Raw genomic sequence first — 20,807 nt, 5'->3', positions numbered from 1 at the left:
TTATTCGAAGTTTCCGGTATGCGGATTTGGCCTTCTTCCCTACGGACACCACTTTCATATCGGGAAAAAAACTCGAGGCAGTTGTTCCATAAAGATGCGAAAACTTTTATGTATCATGCCCAGTAGTGTACTACTGAGGTTTGAACTACATACGCTTAATATTTAGTATCCATCTAATTGGTAATCGGAAGATGTTCTTGTCCTTGACATGGGACAAGAACTTGTGCCGATAAAATAAAAAAGCCGCTAAAATAGCGACTTTCATTGGGACCATCTTATTGTACTTCTTATGTTCCGCGTCTAGTGAAATAAAAGAGCCTAGTTGCGGATTGTAATTTCGCCCAGTCTCTGCATTGTATCTATAACTAGCATAACGATATGGGTTTTCATCCGCAAGAGATCCGCTTTGATTAACAATATTCCCCCATGCATCATATTCATACTGAGCTACTTCACTAGCTTGATCCGTTAAACTGACGACATCACCATGGCCATTCAAATGGTAATAATAGGATTGCCCATCTTTAGCCGTTGCTACCGGACTTCCACCATCATCCCACGTGTACTCTAGAAGTGTTTTTTATTTCCATCCGTTTCAATATTTAACCTGTTCTTGCTACCCCACGCTATCCTGCCCGTTAGTTCAGTCCTATCACTCTTTTCCTATGGTTTCTTCATAAAACACTACTGACATACTGTTGTCAGTAGTGTTTATATATAGTCAGAGTAATTAATCGTAAAGGAGTAGGAGTAAATGCGAAGTATTTTGGGTCCAAAATGATATATACGGTATTGTATCACTTATTATAGGAAGGATGGTATCTCGTGAATTTTGCTTCTGTACCCATCATTACTGATGACGTGGATCGTCTCGTCGAGTTCTATGAGAAAATCACTGGTGTTTCGGCGGAACGCCCTGCGCCTGTCTTTGCCGAACTTGTTATGCCATCGTGCGCCCTGGCGATCGGCCACTCTCAGACGGTGCAACTGTTCGGCGCTGGTTCCGCTGTGGCGGCCAACAATCACACTGTCATCATCGAGTTCCACGTCCACGATGTCGATGCCGAATACGAGCGCTTGAAGCCGTTTGTCGATTAGTGGGTAAAGGAGCCTACCACAATGCCGTGGGGGAATCGTGCTGTGCTGTTTCGCGATCCTGACGGCAATCTTGTTAACCTCTTCGCGCCGGCGACTGAGGAAGCAATCAAACGGTTCAGTGGTAGGCGTTGAAGGACAGTTGAAGTGTTTAAACCTTTCATAGTTGAGCGCCTGGATTTTTGATACATCTCTGACTTATGCTTTATCGCTTAAACCAACGATTGTTTCGAACGGTCGCAACATCATTGGCAGCTTGCCATTCTCATAGTTGGTAAGCCAGATCTCTGAAAAGTTGAGGCCAAGCTCTTCTTCCCCAAACTCCACGATTCGTTCAGTAAGATTGATTAACACCAGCACCTGTTGATCTGCCAGTGTACGTGTATATGCAAATACACTCGGATGATCCGGCATAAGAAGCTCATAGATACCATAAGTCAACGTATCGTGTTCTTTTCGCAGCTGAATCATTTGTTTATAGAAGTTAAGGATGGAACGTGGTTCCTGGAGTTGTTTCTCTACATTAATATTGACGTAATTGTCATTGACCTCTAGCCATGGAGTAACGGTGGTAAACCCGGCCTGTTTGGCTGAAGACCACTGCATCGGCGTTCTGGAGTTATCGCGACTCGAAGCCCAGATGATGTTCATGATCTGCTCATGCGACATCCCCTCTTCGCGTTTGATCTGATATAAATTCCGATCCGCTATGTCGTTATAATCCTCTATGGAAGGATAAGCCACGTTTGTCATGCCTATCTCTTGCCCCTGGTAAATGAAAGGAGTGCCTTGCATGAAAAAGTACATGGCTCCAAGCGCTGTGGCGCTTTCATACCAATACTCCGCATCATTTCCCCAAGAGGAAACTTTGCGAGGCTGATCGTGATTTTCAATAAACAAAGCATTCCAGCCGATGCCTTCCAGAGATTTTTGCCACTTGGTCAAGACGTTTTTCAATTTGGGAACATCAAGTTGCCTGTCCGTGCTGTTTTTCCACAGGTCAAGGTGTTCGAATTGAAAGACCATATTAAATTTTCCTCTGACTTCACAAATCCAATCATAGAGATCTTCTTGGTCCTCTACCTTTACTCCATTCGCTTCCCCAACAGTCACTACGTCATATTTGGATAGTGTTTCCTCTTTCATTTCTTGCAGATAACGCTGGATACCTTTGACATTCATATGCTTTTCAAAAGAAGAGATGTATTTGACGCCTTCTTTGATTGGCATGTCCAACAGGCCCTCTTCTTTGTGAATATGGCTGATTGCATCAACCCGGAAACCATCAATACCCTTATTCAGCCACCAATTCATCATTTCATAAACGGATTTCCGAACTTCTTCATTTGCCCAATTCAAGTCCGGTTGTTTCTTGGAGAACAGATGGAGATAGTACTGTCCGAAGACTTCATCATATTCCCAAGCAGAACCGCCAAAGATGCTCTCCCAGTTATTCGGTTCGTCTCCGTTCTTCCCATCTCTCCAGATGTACCAATCTCGTTTGGGGTTATCCAGCGAAGCTCTGGATTCCATAAACCACGGGTGTTCGTCGCTTGTATGATTGATCACCAAGTCCATGATGAGTTTCATACCGCGAAGATGAACTTCATTCAGTAATTGATCAAAGTCCGCCATCGTGCCGAATTCATCCATAATGGAACAATAATCGCTGATGTCATAACCATTATCATCGTTGGGTGACTTATACATCGGGCAGATCCATATCAGATCAATACCGAGATTTTGGATATAATCCAGTTTTGTAATGATCCCCCTAATGTCGCCAATCCCATCCCCGTTGGAATCCATAAAGCTTCTCGGATAGATTTGATAAGCTACTGCTTCTTTCCACCATACTCTTTTCATTTGATACAATCCTTCTTTCTTAAGGACTAAACTTTATTTAACGTATTATGCTTTAAGCATGGATAAGGTACATTTTTGCTTCGTATGGACGCAATTCGTTCTCCGTCATATCACCTGTATAATTGGATATCAACAGCTGATTCGACTCTGTCAATTCCTCCTGAAGCGGGAGTTCGGTCGTATTTCCTTGGAAATTGCATACGACAAGAATTTTGGTGCCATTCAACGTTCGGGTATAAGCGAACACGTCTGGATTCTCTGGAAATATCAGCTCATAATCGCCATATACGATGACTTCATGATCTTTCCTTAATTGAATTAACTTCCGGTAATAATGGAATATGGATTCAGGGTCATTCAAACTTTGCTCGGCATGGATATGCTTATAATTCGGATTCACCTTAATCCAAGGTTCCCCTTGTGTAAAACCTGCGTTATCGGAAGCATCCCATTGCATAGGTGTTCGCGCGTTATCGCGCCCCTTGGCGTAGATCGACTCCATAACGTTGCGTTCAGGATAACCTCTCTCCATTCCTTCCTTATAAAAATTGAGCAATTCAATATCCCGATAATCTTCAATAGCATATTGAACATTCGTCATACCCAATTCTTCACCCTGATAAATGTAAGGCGTACCTTGCATACCATGAAGAAGGGTGGCCAACATTTTACCCGATTCAATCCTGAATTCTCCATCATTTCCCCAACGTGAAACGATTCGAGGCAAGTCGTGGTTATTCCAGAACAAACTGTTCCAGGCGTCGCCCTTGAGCTCCGTCTGCCATTTGGACAGCACTTTTTTTAATGCCATAACATCTAAAGGTTTAAGTTCCCACTTTCCTTTGCCTTCTTGTTCATCCAAGCCGATGTGTTCAAATTGGAATACCATTGAAAACTCACTGCCGTCCGGGTTGCTGTACAGTTTGGCGATTTCCGGAGTGGCGCCCCATGTTTCTCCAACCGTTAGCAGGTCTTCCGCTTTTTGAAACGTCGCTTTGCTCAATTCCCTGATATATTTATGCAGATTAGGTCCGTTTCCCGTAATCTTCAAATCCGGTTCTTTGCCGATTAAGTCGATCACATCAAGTCGAAAACCACCAATACCCTTGTCGATCCACCAATTAATCATGTTGTATATCTTCTGCCGGACTTTTGGGTTTTCCCAGTTGAGATCTGGCTGTTTTACAGAAAATAGATGCAAATAATATTGCCCGATCTCAGGCACCCATTCCCAGGCTGAACCACCGAATGTGGACCCCAAGTCGTTCGGAGGCGTTCCTTCCACGCCATCTCTCCAGACGTAGTAGTCATGGTACGGATTGTCTTTGCCTTTTTTGGCTTCTTGAAACCAAGGGTGTTCATCCGACGTATGGTTCAACACTAAATCCATAATGATTCGAATATCTCGTTTCCCGGCTTCATGAATTAACGTTTCCATATCTTCCAAAGACCCAAACATCGGATCGATATCCTGATAATCTGAAATATCATACCCATAATCATCTTGAGGGGACTTGCAAACGGGTGATAACCAAATCGCACCGATGCCGAGTTCTTGCAAATAATCCAATCGGGACACAATGCCCTGCAAGTCGCCGATTCCATCTCCGTTACTATCTTGAAAGCTCCGTGGATATATTTGATATACAACGGTTTCTTTCCACCATTTTTTATTTTCCATATTCCCTTCAACCTCTCTAATACACGAAAACGTGGTTTATTTTTATTTTCACCATCTCACAGCATCTCGTTATTCTTTGACCGAGCCTACGACAATGCCAGTCACAAAGTATTTTTGCAGCAGCGGATAAATCAGCAATAGGGGGATAACAGCGACTACAATTTTGGCTGCGTTCAGGTTTTTGTTCGAAATTTCAGTCAGGTTGCTGAGCTCACTGGAATTCGTGCCGGCTTGAAGCAAATCGGCAATATTCACGTTAAGGGACTGAATATAGGTCATGAGTGGATAATTGCTGACTTTGGTCATATAGATCAAACCGCTGAAGAAGTCATTCCATGTACCCACGATACTGAATAAGGCGACTGTCGCCAGCGCAGGAATGGACACGGGAACATACACTTTGAACAAGACCTGGAGCGGATTCGCTCCATCGATGAATGCTGCTTCTTCAAGCGCTTTAGGTACAGCGGAGAAGAAGTTCATCACGAGGATGACACTGAATATCGGGACAGCGCCTGGCAGAACAAGTGCCCAAATCGTATTCAGCATATCCAGGTTTTTGATCAGCAGGTAACTCGGAATCATGCCTCCACTGAACAACATGGCAAAAATCATAATATTCATATAAATGTTTCTGCCTTTAAAATCCCTTTTTGATTTGGATAACGGATAAGCCATCAAAATAATCAGAATCATGTTAAGCACAAGGGTAAGCACGACACGTAGAACGGATATGCCAAAGGAACGCCAGAACTGTGCATCATCGATAATTTTGGTATACGCTGCTGTTGTAAAATTGACCGGAACGAGACCTACTGCATTCGCTGATACCGCCTCGCTGCTGCTGAATGAAATGGCAACGATATTCCATAACGGAAGAAGGCAGATCAATGCCAGCATGATGACGATGGCATAGATGACAAACTGGCCAATTCGATCTTTAAAGTTTGCAGAATAGGACACAGGTTTGGCCTCCTTAGAATATTTTTCGGTCCGTATATTTTTTGGCCAACTGGTTGGCAGACAAGAGCAGAACAATGCCGATCACGGACTTGAACAAGCCAACAGCCGTACCGAAGCTATACTGTCGCCCAACGAGACCGATCCGGTAGACATAGGTATCCAGAATGTCGCCCGACTCATAGACAACCGGGTTATACAGATTATAGATTTGATCGAAACCGGCGCTCAAAATATTGGTCAGGCTCATTACACCCATGAGCAGAATAATAGGGAGCATGCCTGGCAACGTAATATGCCATACTTTTCTCCACCAACTGGCTCCATCCATTCCTGCCGCTTCATACAGACCGGGATCAATCGACGTAATAGCAGCCAAATAAACGATGGAACTGTAACCAAACTCCTTCCACACGTCTGTTCCTATAATCAGTGGCTGGAACCAGGTGTTGCTGCCAAGGAAATTAATATTTTCCAGGCCAAAGAACGCCAACATTTGATTCACAATTCCGTCCAAACTGAACATGTTGACAACGACGGATGCCAGTACAACCCAGGATAGAAAGTGTGGCAGATAAACAATCGTCTGCACGGATTTTTTTACGTATTTAATACGAATTTCATTTAACAAAACGGAAAAAATGATGGCCATCATCGTTCCGAGCAGAATCTTGCCAATAGCAATCACCAACGTATTGCTGACGACCTGCGCGATATCCGGTAGCTTAAACATATAAATAAAATGCTTCAGCCCTACAAATTCGGAGCCGAACATGCCCTTGGCCGGTATATAGTCCTGAAAAGCCGTAATGATGCCGACCATTGGAACATAGCTGAATACAAGCAAAAACAAAATGCCTGGCAGCATCATCATATGGTACATGGCACCTGCGCCAAGCCGGCCTCTTGCTTTCAATTTCCCCTGTTTCATGGATGAACCCCTTTTCTGAAGAAAGGCTGCGTAACGCAGCCTTGCCAGTATTCATGATGTTTATTGTTTTGATGCGACCTCATCTTCAATTTCCTGAATGATTTGATCACCACCTTGTTTCTTCCAATTGCTGACGAATGTATCGAAGTAATCGAGCGGTTCTGAACCCGTCACGATTTTGATAAACGATTCCTGCTCCAACTTCGTCAGATTGGCCCAAGTCTGTTTCATGCTTGATGTAGTTCCAGAGAAAGCAGGTGTCATCCAAACGAATTTGTTTTCCTGTGTCAGTTTGTCGATCAGTCCAACTCCGTTGATCCGCGAATGATATTTCGACCAAGCAGTCGCGTCATCCGTATCCATGTCGCTCAAATAGGTTTTGATGCTTCCGATATTGTTCTTCGATTCGGTTGTGCGAACCTCATCCAGGCCAATCTCTCCTTTAATCCCACGAACGACGTCAGAGTAATCATCCAGCAGCGATGTAGCCGAGTTGACTTCGATATTAAAAGGTCTCGTAGAACCGTCTACCCCGGTCTCCTGATACTTGGCAGCTTCCGGCATGGTTGCTGCGGCATCTTTATCATTTGCCAGTTTATCGTAGAACAGGTTTACAATCTTAACGGCCAGTTCAGGGTGTTCATATCCTTTTCTCACCACGATAAACTGATTGGATGGATTGGCATGCGCCACGTTAACATTGCCGTCTGCATCCTCCAACGTATACGCCGAGAATTTTGCATTTTTATCCATCTGCTTCACGCTGATCAGTCCCCAGTCAGGGATATGCCACGGTCCAAAAGCGATACCGCTTTGGCCATTGGCGTAGAGTGCAGTAATGTCATCAAACGTGCGGGTCCCAAATTGCGGGTCAATGATGCCATTCTTGAACCAATCCGCCATGATGCCCAGCATTTGCTTGGTATCTTCTGTCGTGGAACCATACACGATTTTGCCATCTTCACCATTCATCCAATATTGTGGGAATGCGCCCTCGGTTGAGGCAACACCCAGCATGGTATAAGCAGAGCCATTATAATCTGTTGTATTCAGCGTGTTCACAAATGGAATACCTACCGGGTTCCCGGATTGGCCAGGATCTCTTTTCAGGAATTCCAGTGCTGTTTTCTCCACTTCATCCAGTGAAAGGGCGCCGTCACCGTCTGCATCCAGTTGAATCCCCAGTAGATCCAGCCAATCTTGACGGACCCAAACCATCGTTGGTGCGGAATCCAGAGAAGTCGCCGGGAGGCCCATCAAACGTCCGTCGATCGTCGCATTGTCTAATGCACGTCCATCATAGGAATCGTACATCTGCTTGATGTTATCCGTAGCATATTGATCGTAAATGGCAGTCAGATCCTCAATCAGATCATTATCCACCAGTTCTTTCAGTTCATCTTTGGAATCGACGCGCATCATGTCAGGCAATTCCCCAGAGGCGATGGCGAGCGAAACTTGACGGCTATAATCTTCGCCATTGGCTTCAAATTGATCAGTAATCTTAGCGTTAAACGTGTCTTTGACCAGCCGGGTATAGGCGTTATTCTCATAGGTATCTCCAGCCGGCAGTTTCGGGTTGGCTGTGGTTACCCGTCCCATGGTTACGGTGATTTCGTCTTTATAGGCACTGAACGGATCTCCCGGCGTTACCTCATATTTGCCTGCTTCCTCTGCAGTAGGAGGAGGATTGGAAGAGTCTCCACATGCCGCGAGGGTTGCAACCATCAAGGCAGACATGGACAGCACTGCCAGACGTTTCGTCAACCGTTTGCTTTTCATGGACCATTTTGTTCTCATCTAATTCGATTCCCCTTTATTCTGATGTTCAATTATGTTTACGCTTTCATTATAAAATGGATTGAAGACCAATCGAGATAGGGATTACACGTCCGTTTGGATAGAGAAATGTATACGGTTTTCAACCGGTGTCATAAAGCATGGGTTAGCTTGTGAGCATATACCCTACCTACTGACTTACATTCGTCTATCTATCCTTATTTCTTGATCAAAAACAAAAGCCGGCAGCTCCTAAAACAGGAAACTGTCGGCCTTCATTTATCAAAAATCGATATAATGTCTCTTGTACATTTATATGACGGCCTACAACGATCATTATGGAATACGGTCACTTTTCTCATTGAATGGATGTTCGGTCATTGGGAAGATGTCCGTTATTTATTTCCTCTGCCTAGCTGCCGATACTCGCTTGGCAGAAGACCTGTCAGTTCGCGAAAAATCCGGCTGAAGTATTTTTCATCTGTATAACCCACTCGCTCCGCAATCCAGAAAATCGTGTTGTTTGTATTAAGCAGATACTCTTTGGACTTCTCTACCCGGATGAACCGGGAATACTCATTAAAGGTTTTCCCCATCAGATCTTTGAAACATTGACTGAAATAGCTTCGGCTGATGTTGAGTTGTTGGGAGAGAGCTAAAGCTGTATAGGCCTGCTCCAAATCATGCTGCACGATCATCACCGCTTTTTTCACGGCATCGATGATTTCCTGTGAATACGAAATCTGTTCATCGACCTTTCGAATGCCTGCAGCAGTCTGCTTGATCCATTCTTCAACCTTGTACCAGGACTCGAAAGAATGGATCATGGAGATTCTTCCAAGCGTAGTTTGGGCAAAAAGGTTGTTCCACTCCATAACGATCGAGTACAGCAATCCCATCAACTGACCTTTATGTAATCGTAATGATATAAACTGGTCAATAAGTTGGTTGTAGTAACTGTCATGGTGGGTCCATGGTGTTTGGAACCAACTTTGCTTAATCCGGTCAAGGTCCTCATCCTGCGGTTCGTTTGAAAATGCGTCTTCCTCATTCATCGAAACGGCAATGACTTGGTTATTGGGGTTGTACGCATAGAATAAAGATGTCTCTGTATAATTCATAATCCAGTTTTTGATTTGCGACCACGTACGCTCTTGTACATCAGACAAAACCAATAACGTACTTTGGGGGATTTGATCCAGGGATTCCTTCAATTGATGAAATAGTTGATCCTCTTCGTACGGTGGTGCAGCCCACATGCAGCTATTTCGCTCTACCTCCCACCTTATCTCATCTTCATGCGCAGTTAGCTCCATTGGCCACATATGTTCTGATTTGCGATCCAGTGAAACAAGTGCATACACTTTTCGATAATGGACATTGATTTCATTCTGCGAAGGCATCTTTCGGTTAGTGTTCGTCAACCCGTCAATTCGGGTATGTATCCGATGCAGAACATGTTCGAATTGCTCTTTCTCCAGCTGGACTTTGGCTATATAGTCGATGGCTCCCAGCCTGAGCGCTTCCTGGATATAATCGAAATCCTGATGCAGTGTTAACACAACGATATGAAGTTCAGGATAGAGCTGCCTCGCCGCTCGCATCAGTTCGATCCCTGACATTACGGGCATCGCAAGATCCGTCAACATCAGATCGACCGGTTGGGATTTCAGGAAATCCAGTGCTTTCACCCCGTTGCTTGCTTCTCCTACAACCTCCATGTTGAACTCGTTCCATGGCATCGCAGAGCTAATGCCTTTACGTACCAGCTTATCATCATCTACAATCAATACCTTAATCATGCCGAGATATCTTCTCCTTTAATAGGCAATACGAGCAGTATGCTTGTCCCTGTTCCCAATTCACTCTCGATCACCAGTTGTGCTTGATCCCCGTACTGTGCCTTCAACATGCGGTGAACGTAATTGAGTCCAATGCCCATCCCTACTTTTTGTTGTTCAGCTTCACGATTGTTCAGCAGATTATGAATGGTTTCCTCGGTCATGCCTGTACCATTATCTTGTATCATAATGTTCAATGTTGCTGTGCATGTCACTTCAATTTGAATAAAACCTTCGTCACTCAATCCATGATATAGCGAATTTTCAACCAGCGGTTGCAGAATAAAGCGGGGCACAGGAATTTGAAGCACTTGTTCATCTGCAGTAATGCGGACGTCAAATTCAAAGTCATATCGAATTTGCTGCAATATCAGATACTGCCTTAACGCATCAATCTCCTCTTCCATCGTGGATACTTGCCCTAATTTGCCCAAATTGTAATAGAGCAGCTTGTTCAATGACTGCACCAGCTTGTCGATCTCCCCTTGTCCGTTCATGACGGCCAGCCAGTGCACCGTATCCAGCGTATTCATCAGAAAGTGCGGGTTAATCTGATAGAGCAGTTTTTCCACTTCCAGGTCTGCACGAATCTTCTCTTTCTGCTGTACTTCCTTGAAAAGGTCACCGATTTGATGCTGCATATTGGAGAATTCACCCAGCAAAAAATCAAATTCGGGAATCTGAGTTCGAGTTCGGTTCCCTGTCGTTTGTGGATTCTTGGACATCCCATTGATTTCGGAATGGAAGAGTCCGAGTGGTTTGTAGACCATCTTCCACAGAAGCCAAGCAAGAAATATTGTAAATCCGAGGAAAAATAAAGCGACCAGCAATATTTGAAGCAACCACTGGTTTTTCTCCTGTTGATATTGAGCCTGCGAAATGATTGATACGATACTCCATTTCTGTGAGGAATCCTCCTTAAACCAGTGATACCCGCGGGATATTCCGTCCTTGGCAGGATCGGCTGTTAAGCTGGAGAAATTCTCCCCGACCTTCATGGCTTCCGGTATTTCACTGTACACAATGTTGCCTTCTCCATCCAGGATCAGATGAGATAAAGCGCTGTTGTATTGATTGTAACCCAAGATATCCTGTGTAAGACGAAAGCCGGATTCTACGTAAATGTACACGTCGTCCCTTTTGGGAAGTTGTACTCTTCGCATAGCAGACAGAACGAGTTGGTCATCGAATCGGTTCATGCTGATATGGGGACCATAGTACTTAATTCCATAGGTTTGGAAGAGCATGGGCAAAGACTCAGGAGAAAAATGATCCTTGATCGGAAAGTTACCGAACTGCGTAGTGCCTTCTTTCTGGAAGTAATATAAGGTCAAACCGATATTTGGATTGGTAAACGTGACAACGCTTAACTCGCTCTTTAATTCGTCCCTGGCCTCGATCAATTCGAAGATATCAGAGGACGGATTTAAGAATTCATCCATCCTTTTGCCTAAAGTGCCACTGTAAGACAATTGCTGCGTAACGTGATTCAGATTGGTGATTGAATTCTCCAATGAGGATGTCACCTGCTGTAAATTGCTACGGATGCCATCATCGATCTTATTTGCGAAAATGGAGTCAAGGGTATAGTAAGAAATCGCAAATATGCTGATAAAGGGGATAAACGCACTGAGAAAGAACAATAAAAAGATTCTTTTTTTAAGTGTCATTTTGACCTATTCTCCTTCTAAAAATGAAACAACAAGCCTCCTACTTATGGAAGCTTGCTGTGAATATACATACAGCTATACCGATTATCGTTTTCCTCATAGCCCTCGGCCAATTTGAAGCTTGTCGGCATTTTAATCCATTCAGTCTGACACAAATCAGGACAATCTGTCTGTGTCCTATCCAAGTCCAATTTCCTTTCATCATTATAGATTGATATTCAAATTAGTCAAACGCTTTCATACTGAACGGTGCCACTATCCTGCTCGTTAGCTTAAAGAAACAGATAACATGTTACAAATCGGACTATGTTCTTGTCCATTTCGGCAATCGGTACAAGTTCTTGTCCTTGATATTATCATTGTAATACTAAACGATCTTTTCTCAACTCCAAAATATGATTTTTTTAGAGATTAACCAGTGCAAAGCCCTTATGTTTCATTTTCTGATTAAGCCATCTGCCCCACTACCTTCACTTCCAAGGAGCAATGAATCTGGTTTCTTTTTTAATAAGCAAATGATAATATGTTTATATAATGATTAAGGAGGATGAATGATGAAGATTGTTATTGTAGGTTCAGTCGCTTCTGGGACATCCGTGGCAGCCAAAGCTAGGCGAAATGATGAATCAGCTGAAATTATTGTTTATGAAAAGGGACCGGATATTTCATACTCCATTTGCGGAATCCCTTATTTCTTAGGCGATGAGGTCTCTGAAATATCTGAACTTATCCCTCGTGATAAAAAATGGTTTGAAGCGCGATACAATGTCCAGATGAATATTAATTACGAAGTCAATTCTATTGATCCGGTGAAACAAACCGTGACTGTCACCGATTTGGCTAGTGGAGTAGTACATGAAGAATCATTCGATAAGCTGGTTCTCGCTACAGGTGCAAATGTAGTCATTCCAGATGTTTTCAATACCCCAAGTTCAAATGTTTTTCCTGTACGAACAATGGAGGATACGCGGCATATTAATACGTTTATTGAAACCAACCAGCCTAAACAAGCCATTATTATTGGTGCAGGCTATATAGGATTGGAAATCGCTGAACAATTTACGAAAAAAGGAATTCAGTCAACCCTCTTACAACGAGGAAGCCAAATCATGTCTTCCTTTGATCCAGAGATTGCTTTCCGCGTACAGGACTATTTGCAACAAAATGGTGTGGAAGTGCATACGAATGAGGAAGTCAGCCACATCCACAAGGATGAATCCAATCATATTTATGCCGTTGAAACGAAAAGTGGTCATCGTTACGATGCCGATATGGTAATCCTGGCGACTGGGGTCCGCCCTAACGTTACACTTGCGAAGCAAGCCGATCTAAAACTGGGTGTGACAGGCGCTATTCAAGTGGATAAGCATATGCGAACAAGCCATGAGAATATTTACGCAGTCGGTGATGCAGCTGAAAGTTATTTGTCGATTACAGGTAAGCCATTTTACCATCCACTTGGCTCCACAGCTAACAAAACAGGCCGAATTGCTGGAGATGTGATTACAGGCGGAGATCTGGAATTCCAAGGAGTTCTGGGAACTGGCATTTTCCGCGTGTTTGAACTGGCCGTTGCCACAACGGGCCTGACTGAAAAAGCAGCATGTGCAGATGGATGGGACATTGAAGTTCTATACAATCTCAAGCCAGCAAAGCCTGAATATATGAACGGCAGTGAACTTTTGATTAAAGCCATAGCTGACCGAGCAAGCGGTCGTCTATTAGGTGCTCAAATCGTTGGTAAAGAAGGAGTCGACAAACGGCTGGATGTGCTGGCGACAGCATTGCATTTCAAAGCTCACGTCAAAGATCTCTTTCATCTGGATTTGGGGTATGCTCCTCCCTTTTCCACAACGAAGGACCCTGTCTTATATACCGGGATGGCGCTAGATAATGCAATTCGTCACGAGCGTTCCCTCTTATCTCCGTCTGAACTGGTGGGTAAAGAAGCGAATTATCAAATTATCGACACACGCTCCAAAAAGCAATTTGAAGCAGGTCACGTTCATGGTGCACAGCATATTCCCCTAAGTGACCTAAGGGAAAGAGCGGGAACATTGGATTCCAAGAAGCCAACCATCACCTACTGTAACAAGGGAACTACCGGGAATGCTGCACAGAACATTCTAATTAACCTGGGGTTTGATAAAGTATATAACCTGTCCGGAGGCAACAAGAATTATCAGCTATACCTTCGTTACTCGAATTCCACAGAAAAGAAATAAATCATTCAGATTGCCATGATAGACGAATAACGGAACTGTATCAATCGATTAACGGCCTAATCGAGAAGCAGAGCCTCAAACGCACATTCGTCAGTATTTCGGAAGATGTTGAGCTTATGAAAAGACTGTTTGCACTATCCTGTGTCGTCATAATTAGAGAGAATACAACAAAATATTTGGTTTTCTATATTGAGACACTACTTAAAAGGAACTGTGAGTTGATTTTTCAGAAGCAAAAACCCGCCTATTCCCTTAGAAGGAAGAAGCGGGTGCAACCTCTCTTTTTTACAACATTAATTTATAGCTCTTCAACATTGGATTCAATGACTTTTTTACACCAGTGGAAACTCTTCTTCGGCTTTCTGCTGAGGTCACCGTTACCATCATTATCCTTGTTGACATGGAATGAAGCCATAACATGTGCTCGGGCCTTTGCTGCCCTTGTTCCATCCACCCTCGAATTGATTCGCGGCCGTTGCACCGCCCCAGTAAAATCCTTCTTTCATTTTCATGACCAGTCCTTCTATAATGAGCCACTTCTAACTGTAACATCAGCAATATTAATACACTGACATCATCTCAAACTCATTTCTTAAATCTGAAAAGAGGGCAATATATTTGAACTTAGTACAACTTTTTGTATTTAGATTTGAAGTGAAGATCAATGAGGATCTGTAGTGAAGGACGTGATAAAGTGTAATGAGTAAGGATCAACAGTGGAAAATGTGAGTGAAAGCTTTATCTTAATGTACGTTCAGGATTTTAAAAACTCACTGATATACAGATATAGGTCTAACACAGGGATTCCATACTTTTATGGATTTGTTAGGAGCACTACCAACCTGCTAAGTTCGATAACTTTACAAAATTAAAACAATTAAACTCATTCCAGAAATACTTATTATTCTTCTGTAACAATGGTGGATATTGCTTTTTTACTTAACAAACTTTTTCTTCCTGCTGATGAAATGATAATAATATCATACCTATCGAAACCTTCAATTATGCCTTTAAGATGAACACCGTTCGTAGTTATAATAGTGCACATTTGGCGTTGATTCTGGAGATTTTGTAGTAGATTATCTTGTGTGTTGTTTTCTAACTCATATTGTTTTTAGACATTCTGCTATCCCTCTCTCTCACTGCTATAACTCAAGGGAAGGAATTCCCGGATTGCTTAATAATTGCGTTTAACTTCGCTTTGTATTTTTAGGTACAAGTTCTTGTATTCAGCTCGGAACAAGAACTTGTACAGATATATCAAAATGCCGTGATTAGCTACTCTGTTCCATAAATTTAATAGACATTAATTATATCTTGCTATTGGAATGGATTTTCTTTTCATCAACCAATTTGGATGGTGTGACATCATTACCTTCAGGGTCAACCACGGATACCGCAAGCATCGTTGTTAGAAGTTGCCCTCGGATCATTTTCAAGTAATTTTGCCTAAGTTCCATCTGTTCTGATTTCTCCTGGTCGGTCAGACCGGTGTTATTTTGTTTTCTGCTTAATTCATTAATTCTGTCCAGATATGGGATCAGCATGTTCATACGCTCCTCTGTTTTTATTTGTGGAGCCAAGCTTGATTATACTTGGCAAATTTGATCATATATATTTAGCAAGCTAAATATATATGATCAAATAGAGAGTCATACTATATTCCTCTCCATTTGTTGCATTAGGTGTCTTAATATCAACCGATCTTCCGTGGAAATGGATTGAAGCAATTTCTCCTGCTGCTCCCTCCATTTAATCTCAACCGGTTTTTCTAATGCTTTTCCTTTGTCCGTTAGAAAAATACGCATGATCCGTGCATCTTGTACATCACGTTTACGATATATAAATCCGTTCTGCTCCAGTGATTTAACCATGTTTGTTACCGTTGGTGGTTCGCACTTCAAGTGTTCACATAGTTGCATTTGTGTTACCCCATCACCCAACCACAGACGATACAACAAATTATCTTGCCCTACATAGAGATTAAGCTCCCTAAGCGACTCACTATAATTCCGACGCATTTGGGAGGATATCCGATCTAACGACTGTCGAATATCACAATCTACTGCATCTGTCATGAATTATCCCTTCCTGTCGTCCAAATGATATTTAGCATACTAAATGTATCACGATAAATTACAGTTGTCAATTTACCTTAGAGCTACCGCCTATTGAGGGCAACTCTAAAGTTCAGGAAGTTTGGCCTTGTCATAAACCTATTTTTTAGCAAATCCTTGCTTGTTCAAATAGTCCATCATCTGAGGCTGAATACTTCTCTGGAGATGATCCTGGATATGGTCACTCCATCCTTTTACTTTTTTCACGGTGAAAGGGGCTCTCGTCGGACGATTTTCATAATACTTCAACATGCTCTCATCATAGATAGCTAATTTCTCTTGATCAAGAGATTGATACTGATTTTCAAGTAAAACCATGGATTGAAGGAGCCGAGGTTTCAGCTCAGGTTTATCTCCAGCTGGATTACCGATGCATAACCCCACCAAAGGGATCACATACTTCGGTAAATTCAATATGTCAGATAGTTCGTTAATATTTGCTCTGACCCCACCAATAAACACCCCGCCTAGCCCCAAGGATTCGGCCGCGGTCAACGCATTTTGTGCCACCAGTCCGGCGTCGAATGAACCGATTAACAGAAATTCAATATATTCGATATCCACTTCCGGGGCAATTTGATGATTTCGGTTGAAATCTGCACAGAAAATCCAAAACTCAGCCGCTTCTTCAATGTAAGGTTGATTGACAGAAAGGTGTCTGACCTTTTTTCGAAGCACCGGATCTGTGATTCGAATAATGGACACGGCCTGCAGGAGACTGAACGATGAAGTTTGATTCGCAGCCTGAAAGATTGCATCGATTTGTTCCTCAGTCAGGGGTTGAGATGTGTAAGAACGAAACGATGTATGGTTATGAAGCAATTCAAGCGTATGATTCATTAAAATCCTCTCCTCTATTCGTTTATTCCATATTCCCGCATTCCATATTCGTATGGAACGTCCATATTCTCTCGTAGTGTTTTTCCTTCATACTCCTTGTGGAACAAACCACGCTCCTGCAAGATGGGCACAACCTGATTTACAAAATTAGCAACACCATCAAAAGATACATCGGGCACGACTGAGAATCCGTCACATGCTTCAGCCAAAAACCATTCTTCTAAAAAGTCAGCAACCTGTGTGGGTGTGCCTGCAACGACGGGATGATAGTTGATGACCCCGTGGGCGAGAACATCCCGAACGGATAGCCCTTGTAACAACAACTTCAAGGCTATTGGAGAACGTGGGTCCATTGGGTTGGCATATGCATTTTTCAACATGTCGGCCGATAAAGGTTTATCAATATCTACCGAGTTTACCGATAAGGGTAAACCAATCATGGAACCGAGGTAACTTACCCTACTAGGGATTTCCTGGGGATTGAAGCTCATAAGCTGTTTTCGACGATCCAACGCTTCTTCTTCCGTTAAAGCCAGAGAAAACATAAAACCTGCAAACATTTTGATATCATCAGGGTTTCGACCGAAACGGGCAGCACTTTGCCGAATGGCTTGTCTGTGTTCACGAGCAGACGCTATATCATAAGGATTGGCGTAGACGCCCGAAGCGTATTTCCCCGCCAATTCCAATCCCTCACTCCCTCCTCCTGCCTGGAAAATAACAGGCTGCCCTTGCTCGGAAGGGGGAATGGGTAGTGGACCACGAGATGCATAATATTGACCTTGTAGATATATAGGCTGGATTTTGTCCATATCGGCAAACTTCCCTCCTTCTACATCCAACGTCCAAGCATCTGGTTCCCAACTCCCCCACAATGCCTGAACAATTTGTATGCTTTCATGTGCTTTGTCATATCGTTCTTTGCGATTAACAACCCCGGCACCGAAATTTGCTGCCGCTAAGGGGTCGGATGTGGTAACCGCATTCCATCCCACACGTCCATGACTGATTACATCCAGTGCTTTGAACTGACGTGCGATGTTATATGGATAATTAAATGTCGTAGAGAGAGTAGCAACAAGCCCAATGTGGTTCGTCTCTCTTGCTACAGCCATCAGTGCTAACATAGGGTCCATAGGGAACATAGGCGTCTGAGGACCTAAGTTGTTGGATAATACTGGAGTGTCGGCAATGAAAATCATTTGAAATTTTCCTTGTTCAGCCAATTTAGCCCGCTCCACATAACTATCTATATTAGTGTAAGCTGCAGGGTCAGTGCCAGGCATTCTCCATGCGCTGAATTCGCCTCCATAGCCGGAAACCATCTGTAAAGCCAGTTGCATCCCATTTCTTGTTTTCATATCGTTTCTTCTCCTTATATTCCAGATAGGCACAGAGTGGAATCCCTTCATGTGATGACTAATAATTAGCCTGCTAAATAAATGTTGTACGATATTACTCTGTTCAGCGACATTGATACTATCATAAAATTCTTTGATAAATCTGCAAAGAGGGCAATTTAAATGAACATAGTACAACTTTCTGTACCTATAGATTAGAAGTGCTCGTAAAAGATCAAGAATCCGCAGCTGCAATGTACATGATTGCTGCGGATTCGAGTGTTTAAGCATTAAACATATTGACGTTCACCAGTCTGTGCTGATTTTTCGACGGCATCCAGTAACTGATGAAGTTTAACCGCATCCGCAAAAGTAGGTGTTAAGGTTGTGCCTTCTTGAATATCTTGGGCAAATTTACGATATGCTTGAGCCATATTCAGAACAAATCCCGAGTCATTTTTTAGAGAATGTGGAGCCCAGTAATAAGAATCGGGAATGGTTAGTTCACGAAGCTCATTGTCCGCATGTCCAGCGCCACGTAGTTGGTGTGATCCGAATTGAATGGATGCCGGAGCACTCAGCACGATTGTGCCCTTTTCTCCAAAAATTTCAAGTGTTAGTCCTGTTTGATGTTTGACTCCACCTTGAATATGAACACTGGCTGCGGCACCACTCGTTAATTTTCCTGTAATCAGTATTTGATCATCCGCCGTCTTCTTCATGGTTTTCTGAATATCCACCAATTCGACTTCAGGAAACTGCTGTGCTGTGAGAGCAGAAAGTTCGGTAAAGTCCCCAAGCATGTAGGTAAATGCATCCAGATTATGTCCACCTACAATAGTCAGCAAATTCCCTCCAATCTTCCGATCAAATAGGTACGCACTGGACTTGTCGCCCACGCCACCCATGCCATCAATAGAAACCTTTAAATTGGCAGACAAGACTTTACCCACATAACCTTCTGCCAATAGATCTTTCACATACTGAACGGCCGGGGCTTGTCTGGCCTGTAATCCAATCGCATTTGGCAATTTTGCGGATGCTACCCATTCCTGCATTTCAAGTGCTTCACCTGTATTGGATCCCAGTGGCCATTCACAATAGATCGGTTTTCCAGCAGGCGCGATGGCTTTGACGGCGTTATAATGTTCCTTGACGTTTATACTGACGACTACCATGTCCACATCAGGATGTTGAGCCAGCTCCTCCATGTTATCAAAGCCGTGATCTGCATAGAAAGCTTCTGCGCTTTTCTTCGCACTCGCCATATTGCTTGTCCCCACTGCTGTAAGCTCAAACTCATCCAAATGCTCAATGGCCGGAATATGTGTACCACTCGCCCACCCATTATTAATTGAAGCGCCTATGATTCCTGTACGAATTTTTTTACTCAATGTAAAACATCTCCCTTATTTTAAATGTATTATCTCAGCCGATCCTGATCTCAACAGATCAATCATGAAAAAATCTTTGATATGCTCTAGCGTCCCAATTAATTCATTAATTGCTTGATCCTTTTGGGAAAAGTCTCCTCTGCCTGTGCTCTGTTCATGTATAGGTCATACCAATGTTTTGGCCAGTGAAAAACCCAGGCCGGGACCAGCCCCGATTATAGCAATTGTTTTCAAAAAGTAACCTCTCTTCTTTGGGTAATCACACATGGGGTGGCGCCAAAATATTCTCTTTCCTCATGGTGATACTAAATCACAACTATTTAGCTTGTTAAATACATACAGATGATGGAGAATTCATGATAAATTCCGCTCTAATTTCTGGATTAATTGTCGGAGGATCAAACGATCTTCTACAGAAATGGTCTGTAGTAATTTTTCCTGTTGTGTTTTCCATTTGATATCAACGGGAACCTCTAATTCTTTTCCTTTTTCGGTGAGATATATTCGCATTACTCTTGCGTCTTGTTCATCACGTTTCCGGTATATAAATCCATTTTGCTCTAGTGATTTAACCATATTTGTTACTGTAGGAGGTTCGCATTTTAGATGTTCACTGAGTTGCATTTGTGTGATCCCATCGTCTAACCACAAGCGATACAGTAAATTTTCTTGGCCCACGTAGAGGTTAAGTTCTCTTAGAGATTCGCTATAATGTCGACGCATTTGAGAGGAAACTCGATCTAACGACTGACGAATATCACAATCCACCTGATCTGTCATCCATTCATCCTCCCTCTCATTTTATTTCGCGGGCTACTTCACAGACAATCCTCCATTAATTACATAATCAGCACCCGTTATGGCAATAGCACGATCAGGGAAATCGTTATTTATACGGTTCACTACAGCTTGTACACTTTCATATTGGATATCCGTAGCAATGACGTTTGCTCCTTCTTTAGCAAACAAATACGCTTCAGCTTCCCCTTGACCAGCACCAGCTCCAGTAATCATGGTTACTTTATTCGAAAGTCTTCCCATCTAATCCCCCTCCTGATCAAATTTTTG

At 43.0% G+C, this 20,807-nt stretch carries 16 protein-coding genes and 2 pseudogenes; 2 read left to right on the top strand and 16 right to left on the bottom strand.

Going from position 1 to position 20,807, the window contains the following annotated elements; all coding sequences use genetic code 11:
- Positions 1–825: 825 nt before the first annotated feature.
- Positions 826–1,230: pseudogene (locus ACR32F_RS16185) on the top strand (VOC family protein).
- A 63-nt stretch (positions 1,231–1,293) separates the two neighbouring features.
- Here the strand turns inward: ACR32F_RS16185 and ACR32F_RS16180 are convergent.
- The 7 genes from ACR32F_RS16180 to ACR32F_RS16150 all read right to left on the bottom strand — a co-directional run bounded on the left by ACR32F_RS16180 (position 1,294) and on the right by ACR32F_RS16150 (position 11,823).
- Positions 1,294–2,961: a glycoside hydrolase family 13 protein gene (locus tag ACR32F_RS16180; RefSeq protein ID WP_440108680.1), complete on the bottom strand. Its 1,668-nt coding sequence runs from the start codon at positions 2,959–2,961 to the stop codon at positions 1,294–1,296.
- 52 nt (positions 2,962–3,013) lie between these two features.
- Complete coding sequence (locus ACR32F_RS16175) at positions 3,014–4,642, bottom strand: glycoside hydrolase family 13 protein (RefSeq protein WP_440108678.1); 1,629 nt, start codon at positions 4,640–4,642, stop codon at positions 3,014–3,016.
- Positions 4,643–4,711: 69 nt separating this feature from the next.
- Entirely contained in the window at positions 4,712–5,605 is an 894-nt protein-coding gene (locus tag ACR32F_RS16170) for a carbohydrate ABC transporter permease (RefSeq protein ID WP_440108676.1), read from the bottom strand.
- A 13-nt stretch (positions 5,606–5,618) separates the two neighbouring features.
- Complete coding sequence (locus tag ACR32F_RS16165; RefSeq protein WP_440108674.1) at positions 5,619–6,533, bottom strand: ABC transporter permease; 915 nt, start codon at positions 6,531–6,533, stop codon at positions 5,619–5,621.
- A gap of 60 nt (positions 6,534–6,593) precedes the next feature.
- Positions 6,594–8,333 (bottom strand): sugar ABC transporter substrate-binding protein, encoded by a 1,740-nt coding sequence (locus tag ACR32F_RS16160; protein ID WP_440108672.1) that lies wholly within the window; start codon positions 8,331–8,333, stop codon positions 6,594–6,596.
- A 374-nt stretch (positions 8,334–8,707) separates the two neighbouring features.
- A complete protein-coding gene (locus ACR32F_RS16155) occupies positions 8,708–10,114 on the bottom strand; it encodes a response regulator transcription factor (protein WP_440108670.1) in 1,407 nt (468 codons plus the stop codon).
- A complete protein-coding gene (locus ACR32F_RS16150; RefSeq protein WP_440108668.1) occupies positions 10,111–11,823 on the bottom strand; it encodes a histidine kinase in 1,713 nt (570 codons plus the stop codon). Before ACR32F_RS16150 ends, ACR32F_RS16155 begins: the two co-directional genes overlap by 4 nt.
- 554 nt (positions 11,824–12,377) lie before the next feature.
- On the opposite strand from ACR32F_RS16150, the gene ACR32F_RS16145 reads away from it, so the two are divergent.
- A complete protein-coding gene (locus ACR32F_RS16145) occupies positions 12,378–14,048 on the top strand; it encodes an FAD-dependent oxidoreductase (RefSeq protein ID WP_440119900.1) in 1,671 nt (556 codons plus the stop codon).
- A gap of 386 nt (positions 14,049–14,434) precedes the next feature.
- Here the strand turns inward: ACR32F_RS16145 and ACR32F_RS16140 are convergent, their stop codons facing one another.
- From ACR32F_RS16140 to ACR32F_RS16100, 9 genes and pseudogenes are all read right to left on the bottom strand, one after another.
- A complete protein-coding gene (locus ACR32F_RS16140) occupies positions 14,435–14,560 on the bottom strand; it encodes a family 1 glycosylhydrolase (protein WP_440108666.1) in 126 nt (41 codons plus the stop codon).
- 389 nt (positions 14,561–14,949) lie between these two features.
- Positions 14,950–15,123, bottom strand: a pseudogene (locus tag ACR32F_RS16135) (RNA chaperone Hfq); the annotation flags it as partial.
- A gap of 235 nt (positions 15,124–15,358) precedes the next feature.
- Positions 15,359–15,595 (bottom strand): DUF896 domain-containing protein, encoded by a 237-nt coding sequence (locus ACR32F_RS16130; protein WP_440108664.1) that lies wholly within the window; start codon positions 15,593–15,595, stop codon positions 15,359–15,361.
- Positions 15,596–15,700: 105 nt separating this feature from the next.
- The gene (locus ACR32F_RS16125) at positions 15,701–16,126 is read right to left on the bottom strand and encodes a MarR family winged helix-turn-helix transcriptional regulator (protein ID WP_440108662.1); all 426 of its coding nucleotides are present in this window, start codon (positions 16,124–16,126) and stop codon (positions 15,701–15,703) included.
- 138 nt (positions 16,127–16,264) lie between these two features.
- The gene (nfsA, locus tag ACR32F_RS16120) at positions 16,265–17,005 is read right to left on the bottom strand and encodes an oxygen-insensitive NADPH nitroreductase (protein WP_440108660.1); all 741 of its coding nucleotides are present in this window, start codon (positions 17,003–17,005) and stop codon (positions 16,265–16,267) included.
- A 14-nt stretch (positions 17,006–17,019) separates the two neighbouring features.
- A complete protein-coding gene (locus ACR32F_RS16115; RefSeq protein WP_440108658.1) occupies positions 17,020–18,366 on the bottom strand; it encodes an NtaA/DmoA family FMN-dependent monooxygenase in 1,347 nt (448 codons plus the stop codon).
- A gap of 269 nt (positions 18,367–18,635) precedes the next feature.
- Positions 18,636–19,739 carry a Gfo/Idh/MocA family protein gene (locus ACR32F_RS16110; protein WP_440108657.1) on the bottom strand — a complete coding sequence of 368 codons (1,104 nt, stop codon included), beginning with the start codon at positions 19,737–19,739 and terminating at the stop codon, positions 18,636–18,638.
- Positions 19,740–20,093: 354 nt separating this feature from the next.
- The gene (locus ACR32F_RS16105; RefSeq protein ID WP_440108655.1) at positions 20,094–20,519 is read right to left on the bottom strand and encodes a MarR family winged helix-turn-helix transcriptional regulator; all 426 of its coding nucleotides are present in this window, start codon (positions 20,517–20,519) and stop codon (positions 20,094–20,096) included.
- 33 nt (positions 20,520–20,552) lie between these two features.
- The gene (locus ACR32F_RS16100; RefSeq protein WP_440108653.1) at positions 20,553–20,780 is read right to left on the bottom strand and encodes an SDR family NAD(P)-dependent oxidoreductase; all 228 of its coding nucleotides are present in this window, start codon (positions 20,778–20,780) and stop codon (positions 20,553–20,555) included.
- Positions 20,781–20,807 lie beyond the last annotated feature (27 nt).

Origin of the sequence: Paenibacillus hebaui, from assembly GCF_051934385.1 — a bacterium.
GTDB lineage: Bacteria > Bacillota > Bacilli > Paenibacillales > Paenibacillaceae > Paenibacillus.
The sequence above is the reverse complement of the archived record's forward strand: the minus strand, read 5'-3'. Positions and strand labels throughout refer to the sequence as shown.